At 60.3% G+C, this 20,404-nt stretch carries 19 protein-coding genes and 1 pseudogene; 7 read left to right on the top strand and 13 right to left on the bottom strand.

Going from position 1 to position 20,404, the window contains the following annotated elements; genetic code table 11:
• Positions 1-38: 38 nt before the first annotated feature.
• The 3 genes from ACMGGK_RS13030 to ACMGGK_RS13020 form a co-directional block, all read right to left on the bottom strand.
• On the bottom strand, positions 39-1,481 hold the full coding sequence (locus ACMGGK_RS13030; protein ID WP_261419640.1) for a glycoside hydrolase family 32 protein: 1,443 nt from the start codon (positions 1,479-1,481) through the stop codon (positions 39-41).
• Positions 1,478-2,737, bottom strand: coding sequence for an MFS transporter (locus ACMGGK_RS13025; protein ID WP_033640564.1), 1,260 nt, complete (start codon positions 2,735-2,737; stop codon positions 1,478-1,480). The genes ACMGGK_RS13030 and ACMGGK_RS13025 overlap by 4 nt, the downstream gene beginning before the upstream one ends.
• A 168-nt stretch (positions 2,738-2,905) precedes the next feature.
• Positions 2,906-4,210, bottom strand: coding sequence for an MFS transporter (locus tag ACMGGK_RS13020; protein WP_079449325.1), 1,305 nt, complete (start codon positions 4,208-4,210; stop codon positions 2,906-2,908).
• 222 nt (positions 4,211-4,432) lie between these two features.
• Here ACMGGK_RS13020 and ACMGGK_RS13015 point away from each other — a divergent pair, with 222 nt between their 5' ends.
• Both ACMGGK_RS13015 and ACMGGK_RS13010 read left to right on the top strand, forming a co-directional pair.
• On the top strand, positions 4,433-5,344 hold the full coding sequence (locus tag ACMGGK_RS13015; RefSeq protein ID WP_004941330.1) for a LysR family transcriptional regulator: 912 nt from the start codon (positions 4,433-4,435) through the stop codon (positions 5,342-5,344).
• Positions 5,345-5,511: 167 nt separating this feature from the next.
• Entirely contained in the window at positions 5,512-6,534 is a 1,023-nt protein-coding gene (locus tag ACMGGK_RS13010; RefSeq protein ID WP_240429855.1) for an alcohol dehydrogenase catalytic domain-containing protein, read from the top strand.
• 64 nt (positions 6,535-6,598) lie between these two features.
• On the opposite strand, the gene pckA is transcribed toward ACMGGK_RS13010, so the two are convergent.
• The gene (pckA, locus tag ACMGGK_RS13005) at positions 6,599-8,218 is read right to left on the bottom strand and encodes a phosphoenolpyruvate carboxykinase (ATP) (RefSeq protein ID WP_016928019.1); all 1,620 of its coding nucleotides are present in this window, start codon (positions 8,216-8,218) and stop codon (positions 6,599-6,601) included.
• Positions 8,219-8,650: 432 nt separating this feature from the next.
• Between pckA and ACMGGK_RS13000 the strand changes: the two genes are divergently transcribed.
• Positions 8,651-9,994 (top strand): 2-hydroxycarboxylate transporter family protein, encoded by a 1,344-nt coding sequence (locus ACMGGK_RS13000; RefSeq protein ID WP_049295452.1) that lies wholly within the window; start codon positions 8,651-8,653, stop codon positions 9,992-9,994.
• Positions 9,995-10,327: 333 nt separating this feature from the next.
• Positions 10,328-11,746, top strand: coding sequence for a serralysin family metalloprotease (locus tag ACMGGK_RS12995; RefSeq protein WP_016928016.1), 1,419 nt, complete (start codon positions 10,328-10,330; stop codon positions 11,744-11,746).
• Between the two features lie 147 nt (positions 11,747-11,893).
• Here the strand turns inward: ACMGGK_RS12995 and ACMGGK_RS12990 are convergent, their stop codons facing one another.
• The gene (locus tag ACMGGK_RS12990) at positions 11,894-12,103 is read right to left on the bottom strand and encodes a hypothetical protein (protein ID WP_016928015.1); all 210 of its coding nucleotides are present in this window, start codon (positions 12,101-12,103) and stop codon (positions 11,894-11,896) included.
• Between the two features lie 160 nt (positions 12,104-12,263).
• Here ACMGGK_RS12990 and ACMGGK_RS12985 point away from each other — a divergent pair, with 160 nt between their 5' ends.
• On the top strand, positions 12,264-12,416 hold the full coding sequence (locus tag ACMGGK_RS12985; protein WP_162835083.1) for a hypothetical protein: 153 nt from the start codon (positions 12,264-12,266) through the stop codon (positions 12,414-12,416).
• A 36-nt stretch (positions 12,417-12,452) separates the two neighbouring features.
• Here ACMGGK_RS12985 and yniD read toward each other — a convergent pair whose 3' ends face one another.
• The gene (yniD, locus tag ACMGGK_RS12980; RefSeq protein WP_016928013.1) at positions 12,453-12,545 is read right to left on the bottom strand and encodes a small membrane protein YniD; all 93 of its coding nucleotides are present in this window, start codon (positions 12,543-12,545) and stop codon (positions 12,453-12,455) included.
• Positions 12,546-12,884: 339 nt separating this feature from the next.
• Here yniD and ACMGGK_RS12975 point away from each other — a divergent pair, with 339 nt between their 5' ends.
• Both ACMGGK_RS12975 and ACMGGK_RS12970 read left to right on the top strand, forming a co-directional pair.
• Positions 12,885-13,277, top strand: coding sequence for an ASCH domain-containing protein (locus ACMGGK_RS12975; RefSeq protein WP_004931522.1), 393 nt, complete (start codon positions 12,885-12,887; stop codon positions 13,275-13,277).
• A gap of 4 nt (positions 13,278-13,281) precedes the next feature.
• A pseudogene (locus tag ACMGGK_RS12970) lies at positions 13,282-13,889 on the top strand (hypothetical protein).
• Between the two features lie 54 nt (positions 13,890-13,943).
• Here the strand turns inward: ACMGGK_RS12970 and ACMGGK_RS12965 are convergent.
• The 7 genes from ACMGGK_RS12965 to ACMGGK_RS12935 all read right to left on the bottom strand — a co-directional run bounded on the left by ACMGGK_RS12965 (position 13,944) and on the right by ACMGGK_RS12935 (position 20,148).
• Positions 13,944-14,183, bottom strand: a complete 240-nt coding sequence (locus tag ACMGGK_RS12965) for a DUF1480 family protein (RefSeq protein WP_004931517.1) — start codon at positions 14,181-14,183, stop codon at positions 13,944-13,946.
• 135 nt (positions 14,184-14,318) lie between these two features.
• Entirely contained in the window at positions 14,319-15,251 is a 933-nt protein-coding gene (locus ACMGGK_RS12960) for a spore coat U domain-containing protein (RefSeq protein ID WP_079449321.1), read from the bottom strand.
• Positions 15,252-15,271: 20 nt separating this feature from the next.
• A complete protein-coding gene (locus ACMGGK_RS12955; protein ID WP_197787863.1) occupies positions 15,272-17,692 on the bottom strand; it encodes a fimbria/pilus outer membrane usher protein in 2,421 nt (806 codons plus the stop codon).
• Positions 17,693-17,759: 67 nt separating this feature from the next.
• Entirely contained in the window at positions 17,760-18,524 is a 765-nt protein-coding gene (locus tag ACMGGK_RS12950) for a molecular chaperone (RefSeq protein WP_033640548.1), read from the bottom strand.
• A gap of 24 nt (positions 18,525-18,548) precedes the next feature.
• Entirely contained in the window at positions 18,549-19,103 is a 555-nt protein-coding gene (locus ACMGGK_RS12945) for a spore coat U domain-containing protein (protein WP_016928007.1), read from the bottom strand.
• Positions 19,103-19,606, bottom strand: coding sequence for a spore coat U domain-containing protein (locus ACMGGK_RS12940; RefSeq protein WP_049300220.1), 504 nt, complete (start codon positions 19,604-19,606; stop codon positions 19,103-19,105). The genes ACMGGK_RS12945 and ACMGGK_RS12940 overlap by 1 nt, the downstream gene beginning before the upstream one ends.
• A 2-nt stretch (positions 19,607-19,608) precedes the next feature.
• Positions 19,609-20,148, bottom strand: a complete 540-nt coding sequence (locus tag ACMGGK_RS12935) for a spore coat U domain-containing protein (RefSeq protein WP_016928005.1) — start codon at positions 20,146-20,148, stop codon at positions 19,609-19,611.
• Between the last annotated feature and the right edge of the window lie 256 nt (positions 20,149-20,404).

The raw sequence follows: 20,404 nt of genomic DNA, 5'->3' as shown, positions 1-20,404 counted from the left end.
CACCGGGTGCGTCGCTGCGCGCCCGGTGCTCATTCCCATTACCCCCAGATGCTCGCCAACTGCCATCCCTCGATTGACTCGAACTGCGCCCGGCCGCCTTCGGCGAACAGGCTGAGACGGCGATCGCCCGCCGTCGGATAGAAGCGGCTGGTCAGGCAGGCCTCTCCCTGATTAACGAAGATTTCCAGCGAGGAGCGGTCAATAAAGATCCGCAGCGACACGGTGTCACCTTCCGGCAGCGGCACACTGCGGCAGGCGCACAGCGCCGGATGTTCATTAAAACGCTCCAGCACCAGTCGGTGTGACTGATTGTCGACGTACAGCCGCGCCGCACTCCCAATGGCCAGCCCGTAACGCTCGGCGTCGCTGTCGGCCTGTCTCAACGTCAGGATGAGCTCCTGCATATCGTTCGCCAGCGGCAGTTGCTGATTGGTCAGCGTCTGCGCCGACAACGTGTGTGACTCTCGACGCAGCGCCGCCAGTTCACGCGCCGGGTTCATGCGGACGCTGCCGTCGGCGGCCAGCGTCAGCTCGCGCGGCAGGGTGAGGGCGCCGGCCCAGCGGTGCGCTTTGCTGGGCATCGGTGATTCCCACATATCCATCCAGGCAAACAGCAGCCGACGGCCGTCGGCGGCGGTGAAGGTCTGCGGCGCATAGAAATCGTGGCCGGCATCCAGCTCACAGAAAGGCTGGGTCACCGTAAAGTCGCTATCAGGCCGCCAGTGGCCAAGCAGATAGCCGCTCTGGAAGCGATTGCGGTAGCGGTAGCCCTGCGCCGCAAGTCCTTGCGGCGAGAACAGCAGCAGGTGTTGTTCCCCCAGCGGGAAGAAATCCGGGCATTCCCACATATACCCTTGATGCGCCGTTTGCGCGCCGGCCAGCACCCGATCGAAGCGCCAGGCGCGCAGGTCGGCAGAACGGTACAGGCGCACCTGGCCCAGGCCGTTTTCTTTGGCGCCGACCACCAGCCACCATTCGCCGTTCTCGCGCCAGACTTTCGGATCGCGAAAATGCTGAATGCCGTCCGGCGGGGCCAGCACCGGCCCGTGCTTGACGAAGCGTATGCCGTCTTCGCTGGTGGCCAGACATTGCACTTCCCGCACCTGACTGTCGTCACCGGGTTCGCCCAGCCACACGTGGCCGGTGTAAATCAGCGTCAGCACGCCGTTGTCATCCACGGCGCAGCCGGAAAAGCAACCGTCTTGGTCATAGGGCGCATCGGGCGCCAGGGCGATGGGCTGATGCTGCCAGCGTATCAGGTCGCGGCTGGTCGCGTGCCCCCAGTGCATGGGGCCCCAGTGCTCGCTATAGGGGTGATGCTGGAAGAAGGCATGATAGACGCCGTCAATACAGATCAGGCCGTTGGGATCGTTGATCCAGCCGGCGGGCGGCGCGAGATGGAACTGCGGATAATAATCGTCTCGGCGTTCTGCGCGCAGGGCTTCGACCGCATGGTCGGCTTGAGCTAAGGCAGTATTCATTGGACAGACTCACTTGATTTAATGGCGGATGGAAAGGGCGTTGCCGTGGCGGAGCGTTCGCCGCGCAGCAGGAAACAGGAGACAAGCGTGGTGGCGGCGACCGCGCAGCCCATCAGCAGATAGGTGTCGGCAAAGCCGATGCGGTCATAACCGTAGCCCGCCAGCGGTGACAGGAAGCTGGCCATCACCTGGGTGATGAACTGGAAACCGACCAGGTACAGCGTGGAGGAGAGTCGGCTGTCAAAGCGGCTCGCGATGTATTTGAAAATAGCGATCAGCAGGATTGGCAACTCTACGGCGTGCAGCAGTTTCATGGCGGAGATCATCAAGGCGCCGCTGACCAAGCCGGAGCCGAACATGCGCAGCGCCATTACGCCACCGGCCAGCAACAGCCCCTGTTTGGCGCCGATGCGGTTCACCAGTAGCGGGGCCAGGAACATGCCGCCTGCCTCGAGGAAGACCTGCAGCGAGTTGAGAAAACCGTACATCTCGTTGCCCTGTGCGCGAGAAGCGAACTGTGAAGCGAAGTAGACCGAAAATTGCTGATCGAAAACGTTGTATACGCTGATCCCCAGCACAAACACCACCAGCGCCCAGAAGCCGGGCATGCGCAGCAGCGCCAGCGCGTCCTGCAGCCGCAGGTTTTCCGGTTTGCCGAACGCCAGGCCGGCCATGGCATTCGGCTTCAGCTCGCGTACCTGGCTAAGCAGCACCAGGAACACCACGGCGGCGGCGGAGGCCAGCCAGAAATTGATGTTCGGATTGATATTGAAGATAAAACCGGCCACAAAGGTGGCGCTGGCCCAGCCAAGCGAGCCCCACATGCGGGCGCGGCCGAATTCGAAACCGCTGATGCGGCTGACTCGCTCGGTATAAGATTCCAACGCGCCGATACCGGCGAAGAAGGTCGCGCCGATGAACACCCCGCCGACCAAAGCGCCGAGCGGCAGGCTGCTCGCCAGCAGCGGGGCGTAAACGTAGATAAAGAACGGGCCGGTCAGCAGCAGCATCACGCCGAGAAACTGCAGCAGGTGTTTGCGCAGCCCAAGTTTATCCTGAATAAACCCGTACAGCGGCTGTGCGCACAGCGCCACCAGCGAGATAGCGGAGAAGATCAGGCCGGTCTCGGCGCCTTTCAGGCCGATCTTTTGATTCAGCCACAGCGAGATCAACGAAAAGCTGGAAGACCAGGTGAAGAAAAAGAAGAACAGCAGGCCGCTGAGCAGCACGTAATATTTTTTCGTTTCGCGGTTCATGGGTAGGGCCCCGGTGAGTGAAGTTAGCTCTATTGTTAACGTTAACTCGCGAAGGGATGAAGCGGCCAGATATCACGCATGAGATGTTAATCACAAAAGTTAACGTTAACATTCTTGCCTTGTGATCGAGGTCACGAGTTGGCAAGGGGGCGATGCGCCCCCGCAGGATTAACGTTCGTTCAGCGAGCGCAGATGATCGTCGCGGCGCAGCGTCATCAGCGCAAACAGGCTCACCACCGAGGTGGCGACCACGTAGTAGGCGGGAATGTCGATATTGCCGGTCTGTTTGATGAGGCCGGTGATAATCAGCCCGGCCGAGCCGGAAAACACCGCATTGGATAGCGAGTAAGCCAGCCCCAAACCGGTATAGCGCACCCGGGTCGGGAACATCTCAGCCAGCATCGCCGGGCCGGGACCGGCCAGCAGGCCGACCACGGCACCGGCGACCATCACCGCCAGCCCTTTGGCCCACAGTGAACTCTGCGCATCCTGCAGCAGGTGCAGTAAGGGAAAGGTGAACAGGATCACCGCCGCCACCGCCGTCAGCATCACCGTTTTACGTCCCAGTTTGTCGCTGATGATGCCCGCCGGCAGAATGGTCAGGGCGAAGCCGACGTTGGCCAGCACCGTCGCCACCAGCGCCTGCTGGAAGGTGGCGTGCAGCGAGGTTTGCAAATAGGAAGGCATCACCACCAGAAAGGTATAGCCGGCGGCCGACCAGCCCATCATGCGGCCGATGCCGATCAGTATGGTTTTCGCTACGCCGCCCAAGCTCGCTTCCGGCGGTGGGGCGCTGTGTTCCGCGGCCTGTTGCGCCTGGGTAAACGTGGGCGTCTCTTCGAGCTTGAGCCGCAGCCACAGCGCCACGGCGCCCATCGGCAGCGCCAGCAGGAACGGAATGCGCCAGCCCCAGTCATGCAGCTGCTGCGCGCTGAGCAGCGCGGCCAACAGCGCCACCAATCCGGCGCCGGCCAACAGGCCGAGCGCGACGGTCAGCGACTGCCAGGCGCCGAACAGCCCGCGCTTGCCCTTCGGCGCGAACTCGGTCATCAGCGACACGGCGCCGCCGAATTCGCCGCCGGCGAACAGCCCCTGAAACATGCGCAGCAGCGTCAGCAGCAGCGGGGCGGCGACGCCGATCGAGGCATAGGTCGGCATGACGCCGATCAGCGCGGTGGCCAGCGTCATCAACAGCAGAACCGCAATCAGCGTCGGGCGACGGCCGATGCGATCGCCGATGCGGCCGAAGATCACCGCGCCGATCGGCCGACAGAAAAACGCCAGCGCGAAAGCGGCGTAGGTGAGGATCAGACTGGTGATTTCATTTTCACCCTGCAGCGTGAAAAAATTGGCGGCGATAACGGTGGCCAGGAACCCGTATACGCCGAACTCATACCATTCGATAAAGTTGCCGACCGAGCCGGCCAGCAACGCCTGACGCGAGCGGCGCGCGTCGAGAGTCTGTTGATTCATCCCCGTTCCCATACTTTTGAATTATTGTTCATCTGTTCTAAATTTATACGACAAAACAATCAATTGATTTCAGCGGGAACTGTGAGGCGCTCAGCGCATGCCCTCGATGCGCCACCATCCGGGGCACACATCGGCGAAAACGCGGATTGCGCCGCATTGTGAGCCGCATTCATCTGTGGCATGTTAATTGTTCAATTTATGTCACTATTTTGCGATGCCCCCATGAATGCTGCTTACCCGTTCAAACAGGGCGATCTGTTCGCCTTGACCGTTTTTCTGGCCGTCGCCACCCATCGCAGCTTTCACGCGGCGGCGGTGGAGCTGGAGGTGACGCCGTCGGCGGTCAGCCACTCGATAAAAAACCTGGAACAGCGGCTTGGGGTGAGGCTGTTCAACCGCACCACGCGCAGCGTGGCGCCGACCGAAGCGGGTGAGCGTTTGGCGGCGCAGCTGCGCCCGGCGCTGTCGTCTATTTCGCAGGCGCTGCATGAAGTGGATGAATGGCGCGCCACGCCGAGCGGCACCGTGCGCATCAACGCCAGCGAAGGGGCAGTCAGGCTGGTATTGCGTCCGTTGCTGGCTGATTTTCTGCGCGAGTACCCCCATATCCACCTGGATATCGTCTGCGACGGCAAGTTGAGCGATATCGTCGCCGAGGGGTTTGATGCCGGCATTCGGCTGGCGGAAGCCGTACCGCAGGACATGATCGCGATGCGCGTCAGCCCGCCCGTGCGTTTCGCCGCCATCGCCGCGCCCGGCTATTTCGCCGTCCATGGGCGCCCGGCGACGCCGCAGGATTTGCTGCGTCATAACTGCATCCGCTTTCGCTTCGACAGCGGCACGATTTACCGCTGGGAATTCGAACGTGATGGCGTGAGCGAGTCGATCGGCGTTACCGGCTCGCTGACGCTGACCGATCAGCCTCTGATGGTGGACGCCGCCATCGACGGTATCGGCATCGCTTTCGTTCCTGAACATTTGGCGCTGGAAGCGCTGCACGACGGGCGCCTGGAGCGCGCGCTGGACGCGTGGTGTCCGGCTTATCCGGGGCTGTGCCTCTATTACTCCGGCCATCGCCACGTGTCGGGCGCGCTGAAGGCGTTGATCGAGTATCTGCGCGCGGCGCAGTCCTGATGCGTTCGCGTTCTGCTTTTGGCTACGCCAATTAGTGAGCCGCCTTCATCTCCACAGTGAGGTTCGCCTGCATTGTTGCGGCGTGGAGCCTGCCTTACGCTCATGAGGAGACGCCGGGCAACCGCCGGGCGCCACCCTGCTGCGAGGAGTTGATGATGGATAAGAAGATGAAAGCGGTAGTTATGACCGGCGCCAACCGGCCCTGGGAAATCAGACAGGTGCCGATGCCCCGCACAGAGCCGGGCCAGGTTCTGGTCAAAGTGCACGCCTCGGGCATGTGTTATACCGACGTATGGGCGACGCAAGGATATGGCGGCGATATCTACCCGCAAACGCCCGGCCATGAAGTGGTGGGGGAAGTGGTTGAGGTAGGGGCCGGCGTGCATACGCGGCAGATTGGCGATCGCGTCGGCACCACCTGGGTGCAATCGGCCTGCGGCCGCTGCCCGTACTGCCGTGAGAATCGGCCGCTAACCGGGCAAACGGCGATGAACTGCCCGGCGCCGCGCACCACCGGTTTTGCCGCCCAGGGCGGCCACGCCGAGTATATCGCCATCGCCGCTGAAGGCACGGTGTTGCTGCCGGACGGGCTGTCTTACATCGACGCCGCGCCGATGATGTGTGCGGGGTATACCACCTGGAGCGGCCTGCGCGACGCGGCGCCGCTGCCGCATGAGACGGTGGCGGTGTTAGGCATTGGCGGGCTGGGGCACGTCGCGTTGCAACTGTCGAAAGCCTGCGGTTTCGATACCGTTGCCATCACCCACTCGCCGGACAAGCACGCGCTGGCGAAGCAACTGGGCGCCGATCGCATCGTCGCCTCCGGCCAGGCGCTGCGGGAGAACGGCGGCGCGGACATTCTGCTGGTGACCACCAATGACTTCGACTCCGCGCAGGAGGCGATGAGCGGCTTGCGGGTCGATGGCCGCGTGGTGCTGTGCGGGCTGGACTTCAGTAAACCGTTCGCGATCTCTTCCGAAGGTGTGCCGTTCCATATGATGCGTCAGCGGGTGATCGGATCGACCCACGGTGGGCAGCGCTACCTGAGTGAGGTGCTGAACCTGGCGGCGAAAGGCAAAGTGAAACCGATTGTCGAGACTTTCACGCTCGATCAAGCCAGGGAAGCTTATGAGCGGCTTGCCTCCGGCAACATGCGTTTTCGTGGGGTTTTCGTGCCGTCGGCGACGTGAGAAAAGGGCCGAGGGTTCGGCCCTTGCAGACAGGTATGAAGGGCGCTGCGGCGCCCTGGTTGCGTTACAGCTTCGGCCCGGCGTTCACCAGTTTTTCGCCCGCCGGAGTGACGGTATATTTGGCGAAGTTATCGATAAAGCGCTGCGCCAGATCCTGCGCTTTCTCCTGCCACAGCGATTCGTCGGCATAGGTTTTGCGCGGATCGAGGATAGACGGATCGACGCCCGGCAGCGCGGTCGGCACTGCCAGCCCGAAGATCGGCAGCGTGAAGGTCTCGGCCTGCTCAATGTCGCCATTCAGAATGGCGTCGATGATGCCGCGCGTATCTTTGATCGAGATACGCTTGCCGCTGCCGTTCCAGCCGGTGTTGACCAGGTAAGCCTGGGCGCCGGCGGCCTCCATGCGTTTCACCAGCACTTCGGCGTACTGCGTCGGGTGCAGCGTCAGGAACGCGGCGCCGAAGCAGGCGGAGAAGGTCGGCGTCGGCGCGGTGATGCCGCGCTCGGTGCCGGCCAGCTTGGCGGTGAAGCCGGACAGGAAGTGGTATTGGGTCTGCTCCGGCGTCAGGCGCGACACCGGCGGCAGCACGCCGAAGGCGTCGGCGGTCAGGAAGATGATCTTGCGCGCGTGGCCGGCTTTGGACACCGGCTTGACGATGTTCTCGATGTGATAAATCGGGTAAGAGACGCGGGTGTTCTCGGTTTTGCTGGCGTCGTCGAAGTCGATGCTGCCGTCGGCCAGCACGGTGACGTTTTCCAGCAGCGCATCGCGACGGATCGCCTGATAGATTTCCGGCTCCGCCTGCGGCGACAGCTTGATGGTTTTGGCGTAGCAGCCGCCTTCGAAGTTGAACACGCCGTCGTCGTCCCAACCGTGCTCGTCATCGCCGATCAGCTGGCGTTTCGGGTCGGTAGAGAGGGTGGTTTTGCCGGTGCCGGACAGGCCGAAGAATACCGCCACGTCGCCTTGCTCGCCGACGTTGGCCGAGCAGTGCATCGACGCGATGCCCTTCAGCGGCAGCAGATAGTTCATGATCGAGAACAGGCCTTTCTTCATTTCGCCGCCGTACCAGGTGCCGCCGATCAACTGCATGCGCTCGGTCAGATTGAAGGCGACGAAGTTCTCCGAGTGCAGCCCTTGCTGCTGCCAGTCCGGGTTGGTGCATTTAGCGCCGTTCATCACCACGAAGTCCGGTTCAAAGTCCGCCAGCTCGGCGTCGCTCGGGCGGATGAACATGTTTTTCACGAAGTGCGCCTGCCAGGCCACCTCGGTGATGAAGCGCACTTTCAGACGCGTGTCGGCGTTGGCGCCGCAGAACGCGTCCACCACGAACAGACGCTTGCCGGAGAGCTGATTGCCCACCAGCGTCTTCAGATGCTGCCAGACTTCCGGCGAGAGCGGCTGGTTGTCGTTCTTGCCGGTGCCGTTGTCCGACCACCAGACGGTATCGCGCGTGGTGTCGTCGCGCACGATGTATTTGTCCTTCGGCGAACGGCCGGTAAATTCACCGGTCGCGACGTTGACCGCACCCAGTTGGGTGAGGGTGCCGCGCTCCAGCGGCGGCAGGTCGGCGCGGGTCTCTTCGGCGAACAGCAATTCATAGCTGGGGTTATAGACGATGTCGGCGGCCTGATGGATGCCGTAGCGAGCGAGGGTTTGTGGGGTAACAGCGCGTGAAGACATATTCTACTTCCTTATGAGTCATATTATGCCTCTTTCCCGTGCGGTGCCGCGCGCAGGATTGAGATTCGGATCAAGCTGACCGGATTCAGCTAATGCGTTTCCGGTTCTTTATTAATAAAACAGGGGGCTTTTTCGCCCTCCTATAGCATAGCAGCGAATTTAAGCCTGCTTACTTTAATTACAAAATGCTGACGATAATTAATTAAAACCAACCTTGGCGGAGGGTCACAATATTGAATTTCGCCGGCGTAATTTAGTTTTGCATTTTTATTTTTTATCATATTGTCAGGGCTGTTTACTGTTTTATTTCTTATTAGAAAAAGCGAAATCTACAATAGGATTTTTCGTAATCATTTGTTTTTGCTTGGCTATGGCAGAGTTTTTGCGCCAGGTGAATCTAACCGTACTGTACGCTTGTCAGCAGGGTGAATAATGAAACAGATAAATGCAGAACTGGCCTGTGATAAAAATACGGCATCGTCCGAATCCTCAGGGTTAATTAATCAACTTCGTCAAATGGATATCGGCGCGGTACCGATCGCCTTGTTTATCACGATTTGCGCGATCGTAGCGATTTCCGCCTACGCCAACTTCCTGCCGAAGAATATGATCGGCGGCCTGGCGGTGATAATGACGCTGGGCTTTGCGCTGGCGCAGTTGGGAAAAAGTATTCCCGTGCTGCGCGATATCGGCGGGCCGGCCATTCTGTGTTTGATGGTGCCGTCGGTGCTGGTCTATTTCAATGTCTTCCAGCCTAACGTCATGGGCACCGTCCATTTGCTGATGAAAGACGCCAACCTGCTCTATTTCGTCATCGCCAGTCTGGTGGTCGGCAGCATTCTCGGCATGAACCGGGTGATTCTGATCCAGGGGATGATTCGCATGTTCGTGCCGCTGGTGGTGGGCACGATCACGGCGGTGATCACCGGGCTGCTGGTGGGTAAGCTGTTCGGCTTTACCTTCTATCACACCTTCTTCTTCATCATCGTGCCGATCATCGGCGGCGGCATCGGCGAGGGGATTTTACCGCTGTCGCTGGCCTATTCGGCGATCCTGGGCTCGACGCCGGATGTCTATGTCGCGCAGCTGGCGCCGGCGGCGGTGCTGGGTAACATCTTCGCCATCGTGACCGCCGGGGTGCTGGCGCGCATCGGCATGCAGCGCAAGGCGCTGAGCGGCGACGGCATGCTGATCCGTTCGGCGCAGGAGAACGCGATGTTCGCCATCAAGGAGCAAAGCGGCAACGTCGATTTCCAACTGATGGGCGGCGGGCTGCTGGTGATCTGCGCCTTCTTTATCGTCGGCGGCCTGTTCGAACACATCGTGCATATTCCCGGGCCGGTGCTGATGATCCTGTTCGCGGTGTTGTGCAAGTACTGCCGGGTGATCCCAGCTTCGATGGAGACCGGCGCGCACAGTTTCTACAAGTTCGTCTCCACCGCGCTGGTGTGGCCGCTGATGATCGGTCTGGGCATGCTGTACGTGCCGCTGGAAAGCGTGGTGGCGGTGTTCTCGGTCGGTTATGTGGTGGTCTGTGGCTCGGTGGTGCTGTCGATGGGACTGGTCAGTTTCTTGATTGCGCCTTACCTGAAGATGTTTCCGGTGGAGGCGGCGATTGTCACCTGTTGTCACAGTGGCCTGGGCGGCACCGGTGACGTGGCGATCCTGTCGGCGTCGAACCGCATGGGGCTGATGCCGTTCGCCCAAATCGCCACGCGCATCGGCGGCGCTTCCACGGTCATCGGCGCGACGCTGCTGCTTGGTTGGTTAGTCTGAGTCCAGAGTATCTTATGGATAACCGGGGTTGGATTGCCCCGGTTTTTTTATGCGTTTTTATTCGCTTATCGTGATAGTGCTGATTATTGCCTTGAAAATCATTCGTGTGGCGCAAATGCATAGCCGTACTTTATCTAAGAAAATTCTGTAATCGGTGAAAATGTGTCTATTCTTTTCTCTTAAGGGATTATCGTTCTCATTCAGAGTGCCGAGGGAAGGCGCCAGCGCATTACCGATATCCCCGTATTGATTCAACACCGGGCCGCTGCCGTTCAGGCAATCCGCCAGTTGGGGCATCCCCCCGATTGAATTGACGAATATGGAGATAAGGTTATGTCATCAAGCAATGCTTCCGTTAAGGCCGAAGGCGTATTAGCCCTGCTGGGCGCTTATAAACCCGATGAAGACGACACCATTACCGTGCTTCATCCGTCGAAAACGTTCGAAAACGCCGGCCTGGAGCTGGTGCGCGGCGATCGCAGTTGGCACGACAAGGGCGTGACCGACACGCCGGTCTCCCTGACCTACAGCTTCTGGGAAAAGGCGCCGGGCAACATGTCGAGCATGAGCATCAGCGGCTTCAGCAGCTTTAACGCCGAACAGCGCGAGCAGGCTAAACTGTCGCTGCAGTCATGGTCAGACGTGGCTAACATCACCTTCACCGAAACCAGCAACACCGCCGCCGCCAACATCAAATTCGGCCTGTTCGACTACAGCTCGCGCGGCTCTTATGCCTTCGCGTATAACCCGGACTCCTCGCCTTCGGTCGCCGGGCAAACCTGGTATAACGCCAAGAACCCTACCTTCGTCAACAACCAGATCCATGAGAACGAGTACGGTCGCCAGACCTTCACCCATGAAATCGGCCATGCGTTGGGGTTGCAGCATCCGGGCGACTATAACGCCGCGCCGGGCGTCAGCATCACCTACGCTAAAGACGCGACCTACTTTGAGGACAGCCGCGCGCACAGCCTGATGAGCTATTTCAGCGAAAGCAACACCGGGCAGGACTTTAAAGGCGCGTACTCTTCCGGGCCGTTGCTCAACGACATCACGGCGATCCAGCATTTCTACGGCGCCAACATGAACACCCGTACCGGCGACACGGTTTACGGTTTCAATTCCAACACCGATCGCGACTTCCTCACCGCCACCGGCGCGCAGGACAAGATAATCTTCACCGCCTGGGACGCCGGCGGCAACGACACCTTCGACTTCTCCGGCTTCGGCCAGAATCAGCGCATCAATCTGAATGAAAAGGCGTTCTCGGACGTCGGCGGCCTGAAAGGCAACGTGTCTATCGCCGCAGGCGTAACGATTGAAAACGCCATCGGCGGGTCGGGTAACGATGTGCTGGTAGGGAACGCCGCCGATAACGTGCTCAAGGGCGGCGCGGGCGATGACGTGCTGTACGGCGGCAAAGGGGCGGATCAGCTGTGGGGCGGCGCCGGCAAGGACACCTTCGTCTACTTTGCGGCGGATGAGTCGACGGCGGCGGCGCCGGATTGGATCCGCGACTTCGTGCGCGGCGAGGACAAGATCGATCTGACGCTGTTCAACACCGGCAGCGCCGACGGCATCCGCTTCGTCGATCAGTTCAGCGGCAAGGCGGGCGAGGCGACGCTGAGCTACGATGCGCAAAATCACGTCAGTGACGTGGCGATCAACCTGGGCGGCGGCTTTGACGGTAGTGATTTCCTGGTGAAAGTGGTAGGACAGCCGCTGGATGCGGGGGATTTCGTGCTGGCCTGATGCAGGCAACAAAAATAGGGCATTTTGGGCAAAAACCCGACAATTCCTATTAATTACGTCATATTAGCGTGACATAGTAGCGCGCAGAAGGCCGGGCTTGCATACCTCGGGCTTCTGTCGGATCGCCAACCTTCTTCGGTTGGCGATTCATTTTCCGCCTTTCAGCATGTTGATGGCGGCGCCGAGCAGGATACGCCGTTCGATGTCGTTGCTCTCGGCCAACTGCCGCGTCAGATGTTTTTCCAGCGTTTCCACCGACAGCGCTTCGCCGCGATGACGCAGTTGCATCACGCCATCGCCGATCAGGCGTGCGACCTCATCCCATACGGGTTTAATCTCCTGTTCCGAGAACGTCATGGCCTACACCTCGGTGGGTTGATTTTTGCCCAATGTAGCAGCTGAGCTGCGGCTTCGCTACCCGCCGCCTAAAACAGGAAGCATAAAAAAACAAGCCATCAGTATTTCTTCTGGTTTTTACGCTCAATACTTGCGTTGTCGAAAAGCAGGAGAAAACATCATGAACTGGGTCGAAACCTTAGCGGAGTACTACCGCCTGAGCCGCACGGGTGAAACGCAGCATTGGCTGTGTCGCCGCTGGTTGCTTCAGGAGGAGGCGCGTTTGGCCTATTTGCGGGAGTTGCTGGAGCCGACTGCGCCACGGCGGCGGTGAACAGGGCGCCGGCGTTGCCGGCGTCGTTTCGCGGGATTAACCGAAGGCGATCGCTGCCCAACGTAACAGCAGCAGCGCCAGGCAGATCAGCAGCAGCACCACGACCATTTTACTGAGCTTGTTGCCCATGCGTTTTGTCGCCACGTCGCCTTCCTTTTTAGCTGAAATACCACCCGCCGGCGAGGAGGATGAGGAAAAGCGTCACTAACGCGACGCCGTTGAGTAAGTCGCTGAACGTATCGTCAGCATCGATGTCATTTTGCCGCATGTTACCGCCTGGCGGACGCCATTGGGTGAATAATGTTCACAGTATGCGCCCCGCAGCGCGACAGGCACAGCGAAGAACGGTAAAAACGCGTAAAGACGGCGGTGGCGGAATGCGCAGTCGCGCCTGCGACGGGTGCAGACGGCCGGCAATACGTTGTACTATCCTGTCTGCATTGAGGCATTTTTCCAAAAGGTATAATCATGGCGACGGCAATTCCACAGAAATACGAACACCTTGAGCGTTGGGCATTCGGCGATACCGAGCAGCAGGCCGATGAAGTGGTACAATTGATCCTCAATGGCACCAAAACGGCCACCTGTTCCAACCTGGACGGCGAAGGGATCCCGCAGGCCGGCGATCTGTTCCTGGTGGTGGATGGCAAGGGGGAGCCGGTCTGCGCGGTCGAGCTGACCGCGGTGGAAATGAAAACTTACGATCAGGTCGATGAAGCGCACGCCTTTGCCGAAGGCGAGGGCGATCGCTCGCTGGCGCATTGGCGCAAAGAGCTGCAGCGCTTCTTCGAAGAGTACGATCTGTTCTCGCCGGACATGACGCTGGTGCTGATGAATTTCAAAGTCGTCGACAAATTCTAATCTTATGCGCGCCGTTCCCTACGAGTGCCAGTGGGCGAGCCCGGCGTTGGCCGCCGATCTGATAGCCGGCCGGGCGACGCTGGCGCAAGACGAAAATTGGGCGCGCAGCGGCGCCCGCGATCGGGCCGAGTACATCGAGTGGGCCAACCACGTGTGCGGCATGGCCTGCCTGAAAATGGTGCTGGGCCATCGCGACGGCGCAGCGCCGCCGCTGCTGGAGCTGGCGCGGCGCAGCCTGCCCTATGGCGCCTATGTGCGTGAGGGTGAGCGGATCAAGGGCCTGATTTACGCGCCGTTCGTCGAGTACGTGCGCGAGCAGTTCGCGCTGCAAGCGGAGGTGAAGGTGGGGCTGGCGGCTGCCGACGTGCCGACGTGCCGGCGCTGCTTAGCGAATGCCGTTACTTTATCGCCTCGGTGCATCCCGCCATTCGCCGGCCGGAGAGCGCACCGCCGCACAGGGGCGGGCATCTGGTGCTGATCACCGCCGCCGATGCGCAAAGCGTGACCTTCCATAATCCTTCGGGCGACAGCCCGGCGACGCGTGAGCACGTACAGCTGTCACTCAACCGCTTCGCCCCTTTCTTTGCCGGCCGCGGCATCGCCATCGCATAAAAAACGCGCTGTTTCCGATGAAAACAGCGCGTCGTCAGCAGTTCTGAGGCATTTTCATGCCAGCCGCATCACCCAGGCGTCCGCCTGCCGATCGTAGTGTTGCTTGTACAGCAGCGACTGTTTGCCGTCGAGGATCGCCGGGATGCTGGTGTGTTCATCCCAGCCGTCCAGCTGCATGCACAGATCCGGATCGGACTTGCAGGGAATGCTCAGGGTGCCGGCGCGGTCGGCGCCGGCGTGAAGATGCGCGTCATCGACCTCGAAGCTGCCAATTTTTACGACGGTTTTGCTCATGGGAACTCCTTGCTCAATGGTGTGGTAGGAGGTTAGACCAGTGTGGTCATCGGTAAGAGCATAGCCAAATGAGCAAAAAATGCCACATAAAAATTACATTTTGGAAACAATTTCCACGCCGGCAAAACACAACGCCTAGTACTCCACCACAAAACTGAGGTTGTCCTGATAGCTGCCGACCGCCACTTCCGTCTGCGCCGCATTGACCGCCGCCTTATACGGGATGCTTTGCGCCAGGCCGGTGCCGGCGCCGCTCTGTTTGTTGGTGCTATCCCAAACGGTCGTCGTATTAGGCAAGTAAATCTGATACTGCATGAAATTGCTGGTGCCGCTTTTCATGCGCCGCCAACCGGTGACCGGGTTATTGCCGTTGGTGAAATAGGTGTTGTATCCCTCGGTTTTGGTGCAGGTCAGGGTAATGCTCTGATTGACGGGATTGAACTGTCCGACCAACGCCATGCTGCCGAAGTTGACGTTGGGTGCGGTGCCGATCAGGCAATCTTTGGTGATGGTGACGCTGACGCTGACCGTGCTGGGTTTGTCGACGCCATCCCACCAAACGCACAGGCCGAGCACGCCCAGACCGCAAATATGGTAATTCCAGATCAGGTTGATGCTGTCGGTATAGGTTCCTGCGCGCACGTTGGCGCCGGCGGTGGTTTTGATATACAGCGGAAAGTTGACGTTGGAGGAAATCAGGATCAGCGACAGCAGGTTCAGCGAGCTGTAGTCGATGGTTTGGCCGATGCTGTATGGATATTGGTAGTTGGCGTCGGGGTAGATCAGGTAAGCGATTTTATCGCCGGAGCCGTCGGTGTTGGCAACCGCCATATTGTTGGTGGTGGAGGCGATCTTGACCGTGACGGTGTTTTGCGTGAGCAAATTGAGGCCGAGGCCGGTGCAGTTGAGGCCGGCGGTGCCCTGGGCGTTGATCTGCCCATTGTAGACCACGAAAGAGCTGCTCCCCGGTAAGGTGACGGTGCCGTTGGTGGTGGCGCAGTCGGCGAATGCGCGCTGACAGAGCAGCAGCGAAAGGGTCAACAATAAGGCTTTCAATCCCCGAAACATAGTGACTCTCCGTCGTTGAATTAGCGGCAGACAACCGGGCCGACGCGCTGGATGCCCTGAGGCTTCGCCAGACTGAATTCCGCCTGGCATGGCGGGCCGCCGTCGGCCGGGATCACGCTCAGGCGATTGTGTTGTTGCACCGGGTCGATATAGGTCATGCCATCCCAACCGACATAGCTCTGCTGACGGCCGCCAACCACCGCCACCTGGCTGCCGTTGGCCAGCGGTTTGCCTTGCTCGTCAACCAGTTCGACGTCGGCGGCGGAGATGGGTTGGATGGGGAACTCGACCAGAAAACCGCTGTGATCGCGAATGGCGACGGTTTTTTCCACCGTCGGCAGCGCGACGTCGGCGGGCAGGCTGAGCGGATCAATCTGGAATTTCGCATGGTAGTAAGAGGTGACGGTCGGCACCAGTAAATAGCCCTGGGCATCGGTCTTGCCGATCGGCTGGTTCTCATAGCTCACCGGAATGTCGGCGTATCCTTGCGTGGACACCAGCGCAAAGGCATCGTTGATGGTGTTGGTGGCGTATACGCCGCCGTTCATCGCCACCAGCGAACCGCTGATTTCTCCCCAGTGGTTGGTTTCATCGCGGGTGCCGTATACGCCCGCGCGGGCTTCGAGCCTGCGGGTTCGCCAGGTCAGATCCGCCTGGCGGTAATCACCGCCGCTCGGGTTATTGGCGTAGGCCAGATTCCAACCGAAACCGCCATCGGTCGGTGCGGCGCGGCTGTAGCTGACGCGTTCGCTCCAGCGGTTGTTGTTGTCGCGCGCGGCGCTGAAGCTGGCCGTGCCCCAACTGTCGAACGGAATCGAGAGCTGCAGTTGGGCGCTGTAACCGCTGCTGCCGATTTCCCGGTTCAGCGAGGCGTACAGGCTGCTGTTGCGCCAAAGCGACACACTGTAGGACAGGTTCACCAGGCGGGTTCGTTGAGCGATGGCGTCGCGAACGTCAAAATAACCGGCGCCGAGGCTGCCGAGCCGGCCCAGGCTGACGCTGCCGGTCAACTGATCGGTGCGGCGGCTCAGACGGTAGTCGCTTTTATACACGGAAATGTCGCCAAAATCGGCGCTGCGCAGGATGCGTTGCGCGTTGAGGCTGAAGCGTGAGTTGCTGTAGGTGTAGCCAAAACTGCTCTGATCGCCGTGGTTGCCGGTGTAGCGATAGACGGGCTGGGGATCCGGCTGTTGCAACGGCCTGCCGGTCAGTGGGTCATAATACGTGGGGGATTGTATCGGCCTGCCGCCGTTAAACGCTTCGTCGCCGGCCTGGCTGACGCTGTAGGACGCGTTGAAAACCCCCCATTGTCCGATGCGAATGTCGGCGCCGCCGCCGCCGACCGCCAACTCGGCTGCGCCTTCGGCGCGCCCTTCCAGGGTTAACCAGTCAGTGACGCCGTAACGTAAGCTGGCGCTGCCTACCCATTGCCCGTAATCGGCAGAATTCAACCCGTAGTTGCGCCGCAGCAAACCGGTGGAAATGCTGAAATCGCTCATGCCGGTCTGCAGCAGGTTGCTGGCCACGTAGAACGGTACCGTGGTGCTGACCTGGCGGCCGAGGGCGTCGGTGGTGACGACGGTGGCCTGACCCGCGCCGTTAATGTAGGGCACGCTGTTGAGGGTAAACGGCCCGGGATTGATGTTGGTGGTGCTGTTTTTATAGCTGTTGATGTATAAATCGACGCTGCTGGGCAATGCCGCCTGGCCGGAAAACTGCGGCAGCGGGTAGGTGATAAGATCCGGGCGCACCGCGAAATTGCGCGCCAATTGCAAGCCGCCGATGCGCACGGCGCTGCTCCAGGGGAGCGAGCCGGTGGTTAGGTCACCGGCGATCACACTCAGCATCCGCTGGTCATCGTTGAAACGCCAGTAGCTGTCATACCGAATATAGCGGCCGCCATCGTCGTTTGGCCCGCCGTTAAACCCGCTGCGGTAGATGCCGGTGTTGGCGACGACGCCGAACCCGTCGAACAGCCGCTGTTCGCTCCACGCCGACAGGTAGCCCGGCCGGCCATTGCCGTTGCTTTGGCTGGCGTAGATGTCGTAGTTGAACAGCAAACCGAGGCTGCTTTGCGCCGGCAAGCGCTGCAACGGTGAACGGGCGCCGATGGTTTGCTGCGGCAACCAGTCGTTGGGCACGTTGATCAGCAACTGCTGGCTCTCGCCGCTGTAGCTGACATCCACCTTCTCCAGCCGATCGACGGCGATTTCTTTCGCCTGTTTATCCGCTACCGGCAGCCCGGCGTCGAGCAGTTGTTGGGGCGTCATGTAGTAATGGCCGCCGCGGTAGTTGACCGGCACGACGTTGCCGGTTTGGCGCCCGTTGACGACAGGCTCCAGATACAGCGTGGTGTCCGGCATGCTGATGGCGCTGGGCGGCGGCGGCAGATCGTCGCCGAGCGCAAACGGCAGCCAGCCGCCGGCCGCCATGCTCAGCATGGCACACGCCAGCGGCTTAAGGCTGAAGCGCCGCGTCGATAGCCTCCCTGTCGGCTGCACCTGGGCCTCAATAAGACGGAATGGCTACGGGCTGTTTGTTGTCATTGACCGTGGCCATCAGCTTGCCGCTGCTGAAACCGCCGGCGGGCGGCAAGGCGAAGCGCATCTGTGAACCGGGCAGCACGTATCCCATCAGGCCGGGATTCAGGCTGCGGCCTTGCAGCGTCACTTTCGATATACGGGCATGCACTGCGCCTTGATTTCGCACCTCCAGCCAGCGTTCGCTGCTTTGCTGCTGTAGACGATAGCTGAGCAGGGGTTGGCTGGCGGTCGCGTAATCGCGCGGTTTTTCGCTGTCCTGTTTGGTCCAGATGCCCTTGCCGCTGACGAACAGCGGCACCGAGTAGCGCATCTGGAATTTCAACCCCATCTCCGCACCGCCGGGAGCGGCGCTCGACGATGGTTCTTTCACCGGCACTTCATCGACCAAAATGCGGTAGGCCCGCTCCTGTCCCGCCGCCGGCGCCGACTGTTTGATCAGGCGTATCAGCTGGCGTTTGCCTGGCGCGATCGACGCCACCGGCGGGCTGGCGATCACGTCGCTTTGGTTGCTGTAATCGTCTTTGCCGGCGGTTTGCTGCCAACCCAACACGCGAATTTGCATATAGACCGGTTTGCTGTCGCGATTTTCCAGCCACAGCGCGGTGGCCTGTTGTTGATCTTCAATCACCGGATCGATCGGCCAGATGAGAATGGAAGCCGCGGCCAGGGCGTGCTGTTGGCTTGCCAGGAGCAAGGCTGCCGTTAACGGCAGACGGAAGGGTATGCGCATAACTCAATCCTTATTGCAAAAAACTTAATAAGTGACCGTCAACAAGACCGTATCGCTGTAAACGCCACTGGTGGGCAGGGTACTGGTCGAAAACAGACGGGCGTAAACCTTGATTTCTTGCGTGCTGCCGGTGGCGGCGACGGTCTGCGCCGCGCCGCCGTTGGCGCCATCTCCCCAAAGGGTGGCGTAGTTGCTGTCTTGATAAAGTTGATACAGCAGCGTTTCAGACGTGACGGCGTTTTGTAATTTTCTGCCGCCGGCGATGGATCCGGTCACGTGATTGCCGACGCCGAGGGCTAGCGTGACGCTCAGCCCCGGGTTGCAGCGAAACAGCACCGAACCGGCGCCGCTGCTGGAGACGACGCTGACTGCGTTGCTCAGCGAGGACAGTTGGCCGAAGTTCAGGGTGCCGAAGGTGGTCACGTCACTGACGCCGCTGCCCAATACGCAGCCTTTTACCACGGTTGCATTGACGGTGAACGGCTGGCTTTTGGTCAAATCGTTGACGCCGGTATCGCTTTGGGCCGGGGAAAGCGGCAGGCAGAACAGCAAACCGCAAATGGAAGCGCGCATCGTCATTACCAATTGATCGTGACCTGTACCGTATCGGTGTAGCTGCCTGTCGGGGGCGTGGACTGCGCCGGAATCATGCCATAGACCGGCAACCAGTTGTCCGCACCGTTGGCGGTTTGTGACACGCCCGTCAGATTATCCCAAATGGCGCTGTGGGCGGCGTTGGTGTACAGGTTGTAATTCACCCGTTGGCCCGCCGCGCTTTGCAGGTAGCGGGCAGCGGTATTGCCGCTTTGCCCGCCGCCAAGCAGAACGCTGTAGCTGGTGCCGTTGGTGCATTTCACCCGAATGGCGCCGGCGTTTTGCTGCCCGGCGACGCTGGTTGCGGTGCTGAGAAAATACAGCGTGCCGAAATTCAGCGTGCCGAAGCTGACGTTGCCGCCTGAACTGCTGCCGGCCTCACAGGCGCTGAGCAAGGTCGCGCTGACGCCGAGGGTCGCGGTTTTACTGTCGGCCTGCGCCAACAGGCTGCACGCCCATAATCCGCAGCAGCAGAACGCGCGCCGCACCGTTACCAGGTGACCGTCATCGTGACGGTGTCGTTATAGGTGTCCGCCGCCGGGGTAGAGCCGGCCGCCGGTACGCGGCCATACACGATCAGCGGAACGGCGGCGCCGGTGCCGGTACCGGTCCGCGCGTTGGCACCGCTGCCCCAGGCGGTGGTGCGTGCGGCATCCTGGTACAGGTTATAGCTGATGAATGCGCCTGCCGTGCTGGCCATGCGGCGTTGGGTGCCTGAAGTGACGTGGAGCCCGTTGTCCAGCGCCACCGTGTAGTCTGTGCCGGTAGTGCAGGTCAATGACAGCGTACCGGCCCCCCCTGCGCCGGTGGCGCTGGCGTCGATGATGTTGGCCAGTGAAGAGTAAGTACCGAAGCTGATGGAGCCGAAGTCGTTGACGGAACCGCTGCTGCTGCCGCCCCCCACGACGCAACCGGCGCCGATGGTCAGCGTCACGCCTAACGTGCCTTGAATGGTGCCTGCTGCGTTAGCCGCGCCGTTGGCGCACAGCAGGGTTGCTACCGAGGTCAATGCCATCAGAGTTTTTTTCATCTTATATTCCTTGCCGTATGAGAGAAAGCCCGCAAAGACGCCACCCAGAGGTGGGTTGAACGTATTCATTTAGCTGCACTTTAATTAATAGAATAAGAATCGGGAATTGTCTTGATGAAAACGAGAAACTTTTTATTCTCATTCCCCGTATGACGGGGTTTGTAGGCGAGGTATACCGATAAAGTGAAATGATTAGAATAATAACGAACGGCGATGGGAATATTATTAGTGTTATTTTATCGCCGGGGAGTTTCAT

This window comes from Serratia sp. BNK-33-b (assembly GCF_048684565.1).
GTDB classification, from domain to species: Bacteria; Pseudomonadota; Gammaproteobacteria; order Enterobacterales; family Enterobacteriaceae; genus Serratia; species Serratia marcescens.
The sequence above is the reverse complement of the archived record's forward strand: the minus strand, read 5'-3'. Positions and strand labels throughout refer to the sequence as shown.

Bases quoted from the DNA above. Each gene is read 5' to 3' on its own strand.
- ACMGGK_RS13030 (WP_261419640.1), bottom strand. From the start codon at position 1,481: ATGAATACTGCCTTAGCTCAAGCCGACCATGCGGTCGAAGCCCTGCGC.
- ACMGGK_RS13025 (WP_033640564.1), bottom strand. From the start codon at position 2,737: ATGAACCGCGAAACGAAAAAATATTACGTGCTGCTCAGCGGCCTGCTG.
- ACMGGK_RS13020 (WP_079449325.1), bottom strand. From the start codon at position 4,210: ATGAATCAACAGACTCTCGACGCGCGCCGCTCGCGTCAGGCGTTGCTG.
- ACMGGK_RS13015 (WP_004941330.1), top strand. From the start codon at position 4,433: ATGAATGCTGCTTACCCGTTCAAACAGGGCGATCTGTTCGCCTTGACC.
- ACMGGK_RS13010 (WP_240429855.1), top strand. From the start codon at position 5,512: ATGAAAGCGGTAGTTATGACCGGCGCCAACCGGCCCTGGGAAATCAGA.
- pckA (WP_016928019.1), bottom strand. From the start codon at position 8,218: ATGTCTTCACGCGCTGTTACCCCACAAACCCTCGCTCGCTACGGCATC.
- ACMGGK_RS13000 (WP_049295452.1), top strand. From the start codon at position 8,651: ATGAAACAGATAAATGCAGAACTGGCCTGTGATAAAAATACGGCATCG.
- ACMGGK_RS12995 (WP_016928016.1), top strand. From the start codon at position 10,328: ATGTCATCAAGCAATGCTTCCGTTAAGGCCGAAGGCGTATTAGCCCTG.
- ACMGGK_RS12990 (WP_016928015.1), bottom strand. From the start codon at position 12,103: ATGACGTTCTCGGAACAGGAGATTAAACCCGTATGGGATGAGGTCGCA.
- ACMGGK_RS12985 (WP_162835083.1), top strand. From the start codon at position 12,264: ATGAACTGGGTCGAAACCTTAGCGGAGTACTACCGCCTGAGCCGCACG.
- yniD (WP_016928013.1), bottom strand. From the start codon at position 12,545: ATGGGCAACAAGCTCAGTAAAATGGTCGTGGTGCTGCTGCTGATCTGC.
- ACMGGK_RS12975 (WP_004931522.1), top strand. From the start codon at position 12,885: ATGGCGACGGCAATTCCACAGAAATACGAACACCTTGAGCGTTGGGCA.
- ACMGGK_RS12965 (WP_004931517.1), bottom strand. From the start codon at position 14,183: ATGAGCAAAACCGTCGTAAAAATTGGCAGCTTCGAGGTCGATGACGCG.
- ACMGGK_RS12960 (WP_079449321.1), bottom strand. From the start codon at position 15,251: ATGTTTCGGGGATTGAAAGCCTTATTGTTGACCCTTTCGCTGCTGCTC.
- ACMGGK_RS12955 (WP_197787863.1), bottom strand. From the start codon at position 17,692: ATGCTGAGCATGGCGGCCGGCGGCTGGCTGCCGTTTGCGCTCGGCGAC.
- ACMGGK_RS12950 (WP_033640548.1), bottom strand. From the start codon at position 18,524: ATGCGCATACCCTTCCGTCTGCCGTTAACGGCAGCCTTGCTCCTGGCA.
- ACMGGK_RS12945 (WP_016928007.1), bottom strand. From the start codon at position 19,103: ATGACGATGCGCGCTTCCATTTGCGGTTTGCTGTTCTGCCTGCCGCTT.
- ACMGGK_RS12935 (WP_016928005.1), bottom strand. From the start codon at position 20,148: ATGAAAAAAACTCTGATGGCATTGACCTCGGTAGCAACCCTGCTGTGC.